The organism is Bhargavaea cecembensis DSE10 (assembly GCF_000348905.1).
Lineage (GTDB): Bacteria > Bacillota > Bacilli > Bacillales_A > Planococcaceae > Bhargavaea > Bhargavaea cecembensis.
On sequence record NZ_AOFT01000012.1, the window covers coordinates 70,554 to 82,179 of the forward strand.

Here is an 11,626-nt window from a genome sequence, read left to right on the forward strand (position 1 = left end):
GTGGTACCGCGTTGATGGAATCAGCGCCCCTGCAGGATCTTCGGATCCGCAGGGGCTTTTATTATTTTCTGGAGGGATTACAATGACAAACGAACTGATCGAAGACTTGAAGTGGAGGGGTCTCCTGTACCAGACGACGGACGAGGAGGCGCTTGCCGACCTGCTGAATCAAGAAAGCATCTCCCTCTATTGCGGGGTTGACCCGACAGCCGACAGTCTGCATATCGGGCATATCGTGCCTTTCCTGACGCTTCGCCGGTTCCAGAAGCACGGGCACCGGCCGATCGTGCTGGTCGGCGGCGCGACCGGCATGATCGGGGACCCTTCGTTCAAGGCCGATGAGCGGCAATTGCTTTCGGAAGAACAGCTCAGCCACAACGTAGCCGGCATCCGCGGGCAGCTTGAGCAGATTTTCGACTTCAGCGACGAGAATGCCGCGGTCATGGTCAACAACAAGGACTGGTTCGGTAAAATGACGGCGATTGACTTCCTGCGCGATTACGGAAAGCTCCTGAGTGTAAACTACATGCTGGCAAAGGAAAACGTCGCGACACGCCTTGAAACCGGCATCTCGTTCACCGAGTTTTCTTACATGCTCATCCAGGGCTCGGACTTTAACCATCTGTACGACAATTACAACTGCCGCGTGCAGGTGGGCGGATCCGACCAATGGGGCAATATCACAACAGGCCTTGAAATTATCCGCAAAACCCATGATGAGCACGCGAAAGCATTCGGGCTGACCATCCCGCTTGTCACGAAAGCCGACGGTACAAAATTCGGCAAGACAGCCGGCGGCAGTGTCTGGCTCGATCCCGAGAAAACTTCACCATATGAGTTCTACCAATTCTGGATCAATACGGCCGATGCGGACGTCATCAAGTACCTGAAGATCTTCACATTCCTCGCCAAAGAGGAGATTGCGGAGCTGGAAAAGGCGGTTGAAGAAGAACCGCATCTACGCAAAGCCCAAAAGACATTGGCGGAAGAAATGACGCGCCTGATCCACGGAGACGATGCGCTGGCGCAGGCAGAACGCATTACTGCGGCACTGTTCAGCGGCGATCTGAAGGCCTTGTCCGTGTCCGAGATGAAGGATGCATTCAAGGACGTGCCAAGCTTCGAGATGGTGAAGGAAGACCGGAACATTGTCGACCTGCTCGTCGAGGCAGGCATTTCGTCCTCAAAACGCCAGGCACGTGAAGACGTAACCAATGGTGCTATCTCAATCAACGGGGAGCGGATCAAGGAGCTCGACTACACGATTGGCTCAGCTGACCGTCTGGATGATGCGTTCACCATTATCCGGCGCGGCAAGAAGAAATACACGATGATCCAGTTTAGCTGACCGGGACGCCCCGAGCGGACCGTTATGCAGGGAGGGAATACGATGCTGAAAGACCGTCTGTACTACCAAGATCCCTACCGGACCGCCTTCAAGGCCAATGTCGTCCGTGAGGGAGAAGAAGACGGCAGGCCGTTCGCAGTGCTTGAAAACACCGTTTTTTATCCCACGGGAGGCGGCCAGCCGCATGATACCGGGAAACTGAACGGCATCCGGGTGACGGAGGTTGAAGAAAGGGACGGCGAGATCCGGCACTATGTGGAGGAACCGCTGAATGCGCTCGTCGCCTCCGGCAAGATCGACTGGACGCGCCGCTACGATCATATGCAGCAGCACACCGGCCAGCATATCCTGACCGCGGCATTCATCGAGACGGCAGGCTGCCAGACAGTCAGTTTTCATCTGGGCAGGGAAGCGGTCTCGATCGATCTGGACACCGAGCACCTGATCGAAGAACAGCTTGAGGCAGCCGAAAAGCGGGCAAACGAAATCATCCGGGAAAACCGGGAAATTGAAACCCGCTGGGTGACGGACCGGGAACTGGATCACGGACGCCTCCGAAAGGCCATTGCCGTTGAAGAGGAAATCCGGCTTGTCATCATCCCGGATTACGACTACAACGGCTGCGGGGGAACCCACCCGCATACAACGGGCGAAGTCGGACAGCTGAAAATTCTCGGGATGGAACGGATGAAGAAAAAAACCCGTGTCCATTTTGTCTGCGGGAACCGTGTCCTGGAACAGCTCGGGAAAAAGAACAGCATCCTCAAAGAAGCGGTCGGGCTCCTGAGTGTGCCGGAAGAAGACATGGCGGAAGGGATCCGCCGTCTTCTGATGGCGAACCGCTCACTCGAGAAACAATTGGCTGAAGCGGAAGAGCGCCTGCTTCAAGTTGAGGCGGAATCCCTTGCCGCTGCCGGGCGAGTAGTAAAGGCAGCATTCAGGGATCGCACGATCGCCGAACTCCAGAAACTGGGCAGGGCCGCTGCAGCCGCACGGAAAGATGCCATTGTCCTTCTCGCCGTGCGAAATGGCGACAAGCTGCAGTTTGTCGCTGCCCGGGGAAGTGAGGCCAAGGAATCCATGAAAAAGGTGGCATCTGCCGCACTTGAAGCAACCGGCGGAAAAGGCGGCGGGAGCGAGACGTTTGTACAGGGCGGGGGAGACACCCCCCTGACCGCGGAAGAACTTCTGGCCATCATGGCCACATCCATCGGAGAATAACAAACAGGCCCCTGCGGACTAAACGGATCCGCAGGGGCTTGTTTTTGTTCACTTCGCTTTGCTGACCCATTCCGGCAGCCGGAGGTCTCCGTATAGTTTCGGATGAAGCAGGTTTCCGAGCTTCAGCGCGCCTTCCAGCAGGCGCGGCGACGGCCGGCAGTAGAGCCATTCTTCCATGACATCGACGTTACCTTCACGGACAGCACGGAGTTCGGGCCACCCCGGACGCTTCTGCAGCAGTTCCGGCCGGATCTTTACTGTCCTGACACCAACCCATGCAAGCAGGATCCGGTCCGGATCGCGGGAGGCGACATCATCCCAGTCCGTCTGGATGCTGGCAAGCTCAACATCTTCATATAGATTGCGCCCACCCGCGATCCGGCTGATTTCGGTGAGCCAATTGACGCTTCCGGGCGTGAACACCGGCTTTGGCCACCATTCCCAGTAGAGTGAGGGCCTGCCTGATGCCGACTCTGCGCGAGTCGCAAGTTCACTGATGAAATCCATGTATTCCCATGCGGTCTCCCGGGCCCGATCTTCGATGCCGCATGCCCGGCCGACGGTGACCAGATCTTCTGCGATATCTCCAAGGCTCTGCGGATTCGTCACAAGATGAGGAATACCCCGCTTTTCCAGTTCCTCCACATTCCGCTCCATTCCCGGGACGCTGAGCGAAGCAAGAACAAGATCCGGCCCGAGTGCTTCCAGCCGGTCCATGTCGATCGACAAGTCCGGACCGAGCTTCGGCAGATGCGAAACAGATACCGGCCAGTCGGAAAAATCATCCACTCCAACAAGCTGCCCATCCAGGCCAAGGTAAGCGAGCAGTTCCGTATTGCTCGGACAAATCGAGACGAGTTTCATCGCAACCCCCTCCGTTCATATAAACAGATTGTATCAGAAGGGGAGGGGGGCAGCGAGGGAGGTTGAAACGAAGTTTACTGCCGATTGCGATCCTCGGCGTTGGTTGAATGCTTCCACAATCTGACTAAGGCTTTGTTCTGCAGTTCATCCCTCAATTAGCTGTATACCCGAAATGAAATTATGGAGTCTGGCAGGCAACAAGAACTAACAGAACTGCAGACATTGAGGGATTGAAGCGGAGGACCCGAGACTCCTCGAAAGTGCTCCGCATTTCCTTCGTGCGAGGCGGATTCGGAGAAGCTTTTCTGTCCTGCGGGAAAAGCGGTAGCTGAAGACCCGAGGATGTCGCGCAACGCTTTGCGCTGCGCACAGACGCCAGGCTCCGTACTGGTGTCGGCTAAGGCAACGCCCGCGGACTAGCGGGCGCCGTCACGTAGAACGGCGTCTGTGGCCAAAAGCGATAGCGTTGGCCGACAAAGTTCTTCCTGCTAAAAAAACTCAGTTTTGGTAAGCAAGGGTCCGCAGCGGAAATCCGAAGGATTTATTAACACATAGAATATAGGCATCATTTGCAATGGTTTTTAAATGAAGCCATTTTTTTATCAATCATTCATTTGAACACAAAAAAACTGCAGACAAGGAGGAAGACCTCACTTTGTCTGCAGCCTGTAAGAAGCTGATTAGCGGTTGTAGAATTCAACGATCAGCGCTTCATTGATCTCTGCTGCCAGTTCGCTGCGCTCAGGAAGGCGGACGAATGTGCCTTTCTTCGCTTCTGCATCGAATGTCACGTAGTCAGGAACGAAGTTTGTCGCTTCGATCGCTTCTGTAACAGCCGACAGGTTCTGGGAACGCTCGCGAAGCGAGATTTCCTGACCAGGTGCTACGCGGTACGACGGGATGTCAACGCGCTTGCCGTCAACGAGGACGTGGCCGTGGTTGACGAGCTGACGTGCCTGGCGGCGTGTGCGGGCAAGGCCCATGCGGTACACGACGTTGTCGAGGCGCGTTTCAAGCAGGATCATGAAGTTTTCACCGTGCTTACCAGGCATTTTGCCTGCACGGAGGAACAGTGTGTGGAATTGGCGTTCGTTGACACCGTACATGTGACGGAGTTTTTGCTTCTCCTGAAGCTGCATGCCGTATTCCGAAAGTTTTTTACGCTGGTTCGGGCCGTGCGGGCCTGGAGCGTAAGGACGTTTTTCGAGTTCTTTGCCCGTACCGCTCAGGGAAATACCGAGGCGGCGGGAGATTTTCCAAGATGGACCTGTGTAGCGAGCCATGGATGACTCCTCCTCTTAAGTTGGTTTTATTTTGAGTAAAATAAAAACCAGATGTGTTCAAACAGGGTGCCATTTCATCATCTTGCACCTTCGCCCCAGCAGCCAAGGGTTACGCGATGCACCGTTTACCCGGACATTGTCCAGCTCCAGGCGGCAGGGGTTCGGATCATAAGCCGTGCTGCGCCGCGAATCAGGATTCGCTTTGCATCCCGTCTTATGCCTGTCACCCCTTTGCAGCCGCCTTACGCTTTTCTGTAAAGGGACAAAATGAACAGCCTTGCTCACACAACTGCTGCGTTTATTTTACACAACGACTATCATATAACGGTTGCAAAAGGAAGTCAAGGACAAGGATTGTTTCCTTTTTGCAGTCCGCAAGATATAATAGAAGGAAATGATAGCGTTTTCAAAATAGGAGGGGCAGCGATGAACAAGAAGGTACACCGGGATACACTCATCATCCACGAGGGGCATGACCCGCATGACCATCAGGATAGCCTGGCCGTTCCGCTTTATCAGACGTCCACCTATGTGTTCCCCGATGCGGCTACCGGAGCGGCCCGTTTTGCGGGAGAGCAGGAAGGCAATATTTACTCCAGGCTGACGAACCCGACCGTCAAAGTGCTGGAGGAGCGGATCGCCGCGCTGGAAAAAGGAGCCGGGGCGCTGGCATTCGGATCGGGCATGGCTGCAGTCAGCGCCGCACTCGTCCATGCAACAAAAGCGGGGGATCATATCCTGTGTTCGAGGGGGATCTACGGATGCACATTCGGCCTCCTGAACATCATGGAGGAGAAGTACGGAATTACGCATGATCTGATTCCGATGAAGAGCGAAGAAGAGATCGAGCAATTTGTCCGCCCGGAAACAAGCGTCATCTATTTGGAAACACCGGTCAATCCCACAATGGAAGTGGCCGATATCCGCGCTGCGGCAAACGTCGCAAAACGGCACGGCCTTAAAGTCATCGTGGATAACACGTTCTGCTCACCATACATCCAGAACCCGATTGAACTGGGAGCGGATTTTGTCCTCCACAGCGGCACCAAATATATCAACGGCCACGGCGATGTGATCGCAGGCCTGCTGGTCGGGGCGGACGAAGAGGAGATCGGAAAGATTAGGATGACTGTCCAAAAGGATTATGGCGGAATCATCTCCCCGTTTGATGCCTGGCTCATGATCCGCGGTCTGAAGACGCTGGCCGTCCGCATGGAGCGCCATACTTCAAATGCCGAGGCGGTCATCAGGTACCTGAAGACGGTACCGGCGGTCAGGGAAATCCACTATCCGCTCGATCCCGCTCACCCGGACGTGGAAATCGCGAAGCGGCAGATGAATGCCGGCGGCGGAATCCTGTCCTTTACCTTGGACGGGGGCGAGGAGGAAGCCCGCTTCTTCCTGGACGAACTCCGGCTGGTCAAACTGGCAGTGAGCCTCGGGGATGCCGAGTCCCTGATCCAGCACCCGGCTTCGATGACACATTCACCGGTGCCCGAAGAAGGGCGGAGGGAAATGGGCATCACTGATTCCATGATCCGTTTTTCCGCGGGCCTTGAGCATCCTGACGATATTATTGCCGACCTGGATGCGGCTTTCTCCGCCCTGAAAAGGCGGGCCGCTGCAGCCACAACCGAATAAACCCCAACAAGAAAAGGACAGCACGGCAAATGGCCGGCTGTCCTTGTGTTGTTCTTCTGCAGAAGATTCCTTATCCCAGATGTTTAACAAGCACTTCTACGAACTTTTCGAGGCCGCGGGCGTCCTCTTCCGTGAAGCGTGCCAGTTCCGGACTGTCGATGTCCAGGACTCCGAAAACACGGTCTTCCACGATGATCGGAACGACCACTTCTGAGCGGGAGGCGGCGTCACATGCGATGTGGCCGGGGAAGGCATGGACGTCTTCAACCAGCTGGGTCTGCCGGGTTTGGGCGGCCGTGCCGCATACGCCTTTGCCAAGAGCGATCCGCACACAAGCCGGCAGTCCCTGGAAGGGCCCGAGCACAAGCTCATCTTCTCCGTCCATGACGTAGAAGCCGACCCAGTTTGTCCGGTCGAGGAACTGGTTCAGGAGAGCGGAGGCATTGGCAAGGTTCGCCATGACATTCGGCTCGTCTTCGAGCAGTGCATCCAGCTGCCTGCAGAGCAGATCATAGTTTTCCTGAAGTGTACCTTCATATTGCTGTTGAGTGAACACGGGTCAATCTCTCCTTTCAGGGAAGGGATCCCTGTGATGTCTGATGAATAATGGCGAATCATGCAATTTCTTGCGAAAAACAACGGCATAAAACCGTGAAACATGATACTATATAGGATAATACAGCGTTTACCGTGATTTTGGAACAGGGGGACTATGATGAAGTACATCATCATTGGGATTATCATTCTCATTGCTTTGATCATCGTCGCCTTCATTGTAAGGCGAAAGCATACAGCCGTCATCAACAAGCTGGAAGTGGAGAAGCTGCAGATCCAGCATAAGCCGATCCTCGAGGAACTGACAAAAGTAAAACAGCTGAATATGAACGGGGAGACGGAGGAGAAGTTCGAGCGCTGGCGGAGCAGCTGGACGGAAGTCATGGACGACCATATGCCGGCCATCGACAACCTCCTTTTTGATGCGGAAGAGGCGATCGACCGTCTCCGTTTCCGAAAGGCATCGGAAATCGAAAAAGAGATTGAGTCCAAAATTGCCTATGCCGACGGCGAGATGAATCGGATTCTCGAAGAGCTGGAAGAGCTCATCGGCAGCGAAGAACTGAACCGAGTGGAAATGGAAGAGCTGAAAAAGCGCCACAAGGCCGCACGCAAGAGCCTTCTTGCCCACCAGCATTCGTTCGGAAACGCCATAGGCCGGCTTGAAAAGCGTCTTGAGGCCATCAATCCCCGATTTGAAGAATACGATGAACTTACTGCTTCCGGGAATTACCTGAAAGCCCGCGAGACTGTACTCGGACTTTCAGATGAAGCAAAAGAGACATTTGCACTGATTGAAGACGTACCGGTCCTCCTGACAGAGATCCAGACGAAGATTCCCCAGTCTCTCAGGGAATTGCGCGCGGGAATCCGGGAGATGGAGGACGGCGGCTACTTTATCGGACACCTGAAGCTGGAAGAGCGCCTTGCGGAGATCGACCGCGAGCTCGAGGACCTGAAGGCGGCGCTTGAAGCGCTTGAAGTGCCTGAAGTCAAGCAGCGGACCGCTTCCCTGGAAGAGGAGATCAACGGATTCTACGACAGGCTGGAGCACGAAGTGTATGCCCGCCATTATGTCGAGGAGAATCATGCGCACGTCGCTGCAAATCTCGGCGAGCTGAGCGCATTTACGAGAAGCACGGCAGACGAAGCCCGCTTTGTCCAGCAGAACTACAGGCTGAACGAGGCGGAAGCGGCCATTCCGGAGGCCGCCCTGGAACAGGTGGCCGGCTTGGAGAAGCGCTTCGGGCTGCTGACGGACCGGATCAATGCCGGCCAGTCCGCTTCCTCTGTACTTGAGGAAGAGCTGAAGGCGATCGATGAGGAATCGAGACAGCTTCTGGATGAGCAGGGACGTTTTTCCGACCGTCTGAAGGAACTGCGTGTCAACGAAACAGAGGCGCGTGCACAGCTATCCGAGCTCGGAAAGATTCTCCAGGAGACGGACAGGAAGCTTTTCAAGGCCAATACTCCGGGAATCCCCGAAGACATGGACGTGCGTCTTGAAGAAGCGGAAGAGCAGCTGTATATCGTCAGCCGCAATCTCCAGGAGATGCCATTGAATATGTCGCTCGTGAATGAAAGCCTTGCAAAAGCGGAAAGATGTATTCAAGAGGTGTCCCAGAAAGCGGATGAAATGCTGGAAAACGTCGACCTGATCGAACGTCTGATCCAGTACGGAAACCGCTACCGCTCCAACCCTGCAATCAATGATCAGCTGGCAGAAGCCGAGGAGGCATTCCGCCAATGCCGCTACGGCAAAGCGCTGGAAGATGCGGCATCAGCCGTCGAGGCAGCGGAACCCGGTGCGCTTAAAAAAATCGAAGTACTTGTCAAACAGGAAGTCTGACGTACATAATAAGTCAGGGAATCAGCCACCTCACAATTTGTGATGGTGGCTTTCGTTTGGAAAGGAAGCATGCATCATGATCTACTACGACAATAGTGCGACAACCATGCCCGACGACCGGGTTTTGGATACATTCATCAAATCATCAAAGGCTTTTTTCGCCAATCCGTCCTCGCTGCACCGGCTGGGCATTGAGGCCGACCGGCTCCTCGGGCGGGCAAGCGAGCAAGTGGCCGAGCTTGCCGGTATGCCGGGAGGCAAGGTCGTTTTCACATCAGGGGGAACGGAAGCTGACAATCTGGCCCTTTTTGGCCTGGCGCGAGGCAACCGCAGTCACGGCAGCAAAATCCTTGTGTCGGCAATTGAACATCCTGCTGTACTGCAATCCATTCCGCAGCTGGAAGCTGAAGGTTTTGAGGTCGAGACGATCCGCGTAGGCCGGGACGGGGTCATCGACCTGAACGACCTGGACCGGAAACTGACGCCGGATACGTCGGTCGTTTCCATCATGCACGTCAACAACGAAACCGGTGCCATCCAGCCGCTCGATGAAGCGGGCAGGCGCATCCGTGCCAAAACAAGGGCTGTATTCCATTCCGACACGGTACAAAGCTTCGGGAAAATCCCTGTTCCGGTATCCGGGAACGGTCCCGACGCCATCTCCATTTCCGCGCATAAAATTCACGGAATCGAAGGATCCGGCGCGCTCATCCTGAAAAAGCGCAATGGGCTGGAACCGATCCTGTACGGGGGCGGCCAGCAGGAGGGTCTCCGGAGCGGAACGGTCCCGGTCGCGCACGCTGCGGCCCTGGCCAAGGCGATGCGCCTGGCCGTGGAAGAACGGGGTCTTGTACCCTATGCGGAGTGGAGAAACGACCTGATCCGTTATTTTGGGACTTACGGCAAGGTAATGGTGCTAGGGGCCGAAAACAATGCGCCTCATATCCTCTCCGTAGCCATCCGGGGCATCAAAGGGGAAATTGCCGTCAATGCTCTCCAGGAACGGGAAATCTATGTATCCACTTCAAGCGCATGTTCTTCGAGAAGCCGGAAGGAAAGCCATGTCCTGCAGGCGATGGGCGTTCCTGATGAATACCGTCACGGTGTGATCCGGATCAGTTTCGGGCGGATGAATTCATCCGGGGAGATCGCGCAGTTCAAGGAAGCATTCACATCGTTCATGGAAACGATAGAAAGGGTTTGATCCGAAAATGATATACCACGAAATCATGATCCGTTACGGAGAACTTTCATTAAAAGGGAAGAACCGAAACGTCTTTATCCGCAAGCTGAGAGACAATATCCGCAGAATCACGAAGGACCTTCCGACGGTCAAGGTCAAGGCGGAGCATGACCGGATGTACCTGTTTGCAGAAGAAGGCCAAGAAATCGAGGAGGCACTGAAACGCCTGCCCGATGTGTTCGGGATCCAGTCGTTCAGTCCGGCGGTCCGCTGCAAGGCCGATCTTGAAACAATCAAGGAGACGGCGGAACGAATTCTTTCGGACATGGATACGGAAGGAAAGACATTCAAGGTGGAAGTGCGGCGCGCGGACAAGACGTTCCCGCTGAAAACCATCGAACTTCAGCAGGAAATGGGAGGCCATCTGCTTCCGATTTTCCCTGGGCTCGTAGTCAAAATGAAAAATCCGGAAATCCGTCTTCTCATCGATATCCGCGAGGACGGCGCTTATCTCTCCACGAAAACGATACAGGGAGCCGGCGGTCTTCCTGCAGGGTCCAATGGCCATGCACTCCTGATGCTGTCGGGAGGAATCGACAGCCCGGTTGCCGGCTATATGATGCTGAAGCGCGGCCTGAAGCTGGATGTCATCCATTTCCACAGCCCGCCGTTTACGAGTGAGCAGTCCAAGCAGAAAGTCGTGGAACTTGCGGAGCGGCTGAGCGCATTCGGAACGCGCATCCGCATGCACACCATCCACTTCACCGAAATCCAGCAGGCCGTACAGGACGCGGTTCCGTCAGCGCTTACGATGACGACGACTCGTCGCATGATGATGAAAATCGCCGACCGGGTAAGAGAAGACATTGGCGCCAAGGCGATTGTCACAGGCGAAAGCCTGGGCCAGGTCGCCAGCCAGACACTCGACAGCCTGAGTGCCATCAATGAAGTGACGTCAACGCCGGTGCTCCGTCCGCTCATTGCGATGGACAAACTGGACATCATCAGCATCGCCGAAAAGATCGGCACATACGAAACCTCAATCCGCCCGTTCGAGGACTGCTGCACCATCTTCACGCCGGCCAATCCGGCAACAAAGCCGAAAACAGACAAAGTCATTTATTATGAAGGCAATGCCGATTTTGGGCCGATGATCGACAAAGCCGTAGCGGAGCGGGAAATCATCAATCTGCCTCTTATTAAAGACGAAGATCCGTTTTCAGACCTCCTGTAATCAGTCACAAATTTCCAGATATCCGGCCGTATGATAATTCGCCTCCGGCACATTCTATGTTCACAAGGAGGTGATACATCATGGCAAACAACAACAGCAACAACTCGAACCAGCTTCTCGTACCTGGTGTCCGCCAAGCGCTTGACCAGATGAAGTACGAAATCGCTCAGGAATTCGGAGTTCAGCTGGGTGCCGACGCAACATCGCGTGCCAACGGTTCCGTTGGCGGAGAAATCACCAAGCGTTTGGTTTCGATGGCACAGCAGCAAATGAAGGGTCAACAATAATGCAAGCGAGGCCGCCCGTCCAAGACGGGCGGTCTTTAATTTGTCTTTCTGAATAAAGTGTGCGGCATAGTCCCGGATTATCCGCCTGATCTATTTAATTCCAGATATTCTGCCGTATGATCATTCGCCTCCGGCACATTCTATGAGTACAAGGAGGTGAT

Annotated in this window: 10 protein-coding genes; 7 read left to right on the top strand and 3 right to left on the bottom strand. The window is 54.9% G+C overall.

The genetic code is table 11. The features are described 5' to 3' along the window. Positions 1–82 precede the first annotated feature (82 nt). Both tyrS and C772_RS11720 read left to right on the top strand, forming a co-directional pair. Entirely contained in the window at positions 83–1,348 is a 1,266-nt protein-coding gene (tyrS, locus tag C772_RS11715) for a tyrosine--tRNA ligase (RefSeq protein ID WP_008300198.1), read from the top strand. Positions 1,349–1,390: 42 nt separating this feature from the next. Continuing rightward, entirely contained in the window at positions 1,391–2,569 is a 1,179-nt protein-coding gene (locus C772_RS11720) for an alanyl-tRNA editing protein (protein ID WP_008300199.1), read from the top strand. A gap of 48 nt (positions 2,570–2,617) precedes the next feature. On the opposite strand, the gene C772_RS11725 is transcribed toward C772_RS11720, so the two are convergent. Continuing rightward, positions 2,618–3,433, bottom strand: a complete 816-nt coding sequence (locus C772_RS11725) for a cobalamin-binding protein (RefSeq protein ID WP_008300201.1) — start codon at positions 3,431–3,433, stop codon at positions 2,618–2,620. Positions 3,434–4,113: 680 nt separating this feature from the next. Then, positions 4,114–4,716 (bottom strand): 30S ribosomal protein S4, encoded by a 603-nt coding sequence (rpsD, locus tag C772_RS11730; RefSeq protein ID WP_008300203.1) that lies wholly within the window; start codon positions 4,714–4,716, stop codon positions 4,114–4,116. Between the two features lie 426 nt (positions 4,717–5,142). Here rpsD and C772_RS11735 point away from each other — a divergent pair, with 426 nt between their 5' ends. Further along, positions 5,143–6,357: a trans-sulfuration enzyme family protein gene (locus C772_RS11735; protein ID WP_008300205.1), complete on the top strand. Its 1,215-nt coding sequence runs from the start codon at positions 5,143–5,145 to the stop codon at positions 6,355–6,357. Positions 6,358–6,427: 70 nt separating this feature from the next. Here C772_RS11735 and C772_RS11740 read toward each other — a convergent pair whose 3' ends face one another. Then, a complete protein-coding gene (locus C772_RS11740) occupies positions 6,428–6,913 on the bottom strand; it encodes a GAF domain-containing protein (RefSeq protein WP_008300207.1) in 486 nt (161 codons plus the stop codon). A 159-nt stretch (positions 6,914–7,072) separates the two neighbouring features. Here C772_RS11740 and ezrA point away from each other — a divergent pair, with 159 nt between their 5' ends. The 4 genes from ezrA to C772_RS11760 all read left to right on the top strand — a co-directional run bounded on the left by ezrA (position 7,073) and on the right by C772_RS11760 (position 11,465). Then, a complete protein-coding gene (gene ezrA, locus C772_RS11745) occupies positions 7,073–8,761 on the top strand; it encodes a septation ring formation regulator EzrA (protein WP_008300208.1) in 1,689 nt (562 codons plus the stop codon). A 76-nt stretch (positions 8,762–8,837) separates the two neighbouring features. Then, positions 8,838–9,965, top strand: coding sequence for a cysteine desulfurase family protein (locus tag C772_RS11750; RefSeq protein WP_008300210.1), 1,128 nt, complete (start codon positions 8,838–8,840; stop codon positions 9,963–9,965). 7 nt (positions 9,966–9,972) lie between these two features. Then, the gene (gene thiI / locus C772_RS11755) at positions 9,973–11,178 is read left to right on the top strand and encodes a tRNA uracil 4-sulfurtransferase ThiI (RefSeq protein ID WP_008300211.1); all 1,206 of its coding nucleotides are present in this window, start codon (positions 9,973–9,975) and stop codon (positions 11,176–11,178) included. A gap of 80 nt (positions 11,179–11,258) precedes the next feature. After that, entirely contained in the window at positions 11,259–11,465 is a 207-nt protein-coding gene (locus tag C772_RS11760) for an alpha/beta-type small acid-soluble spore protein (protein WP_008300213.1), read from the top strand. Positions 11,466–11,626 lie beyond the last annotated feature (161 nt).

Bases quoted from the DNA above. Each gene is read 5' to 3' on its own strand.
- rpsD (WP_008300203.1), bottom strand. From the start codon at position 4,716: ATGGCTCGCTACACAGGTCCATCTTGGAAAATCTCCCGCCGCCTCGGT.
- C772_RS11725 (WP_008300201.1), bottom strand. From the start codon at position 3,433: ATGAAACTCGTCTCGATTTGTCCGAGCAATACGGAACTGCTCGCTTAC.
- C772_RS11720 (WP_008300199.1), top strand. From the start codon at position 1,391: ATGCTGAAAGACCGTCTGTACTACCAAGATCCCTACCGGACCGCCTTC.
- tyrS (WP_008300198.1), top strand. From the start codon at position 83: ATGACAAACGAACTGATCGAAGACTTGAAGTGGAGGGGTCTCCTGTAC.
- ezrA (WP_008300208.1), top strand. From the start codon at position 7,073: ATGAAGTACATCATCATTGGGATTATCATTCTCATTGCTTTGATCATC.
- C772_RS11735 (WP_008300205.1), top strand. From the start codon at position 5,143: ATGAACAAGAAGGTACACCGGGATACACTCATCATCCACGAGGGGCAT.
- C772_RS11750 (WP_008300210.1), top strand. From the start codon at position 8,838: ATGATCTACTACGACAATAGTGCGACAACCATGCCCGACGACCGGGTT.
- thiI (WP_008300211.1), top strand. From the start codon at position 9,973: ATGATATACCACGAAATCATGATCCGTTACGGAGAACTTTCATTAAAA.
- C772_RS11760 (WP_008300213.1), top strand. From the start codon at position 11,259: ATGGCAAACAACAACAGCAACAACTCGAACCAGCTTCTCGTACCTGGT.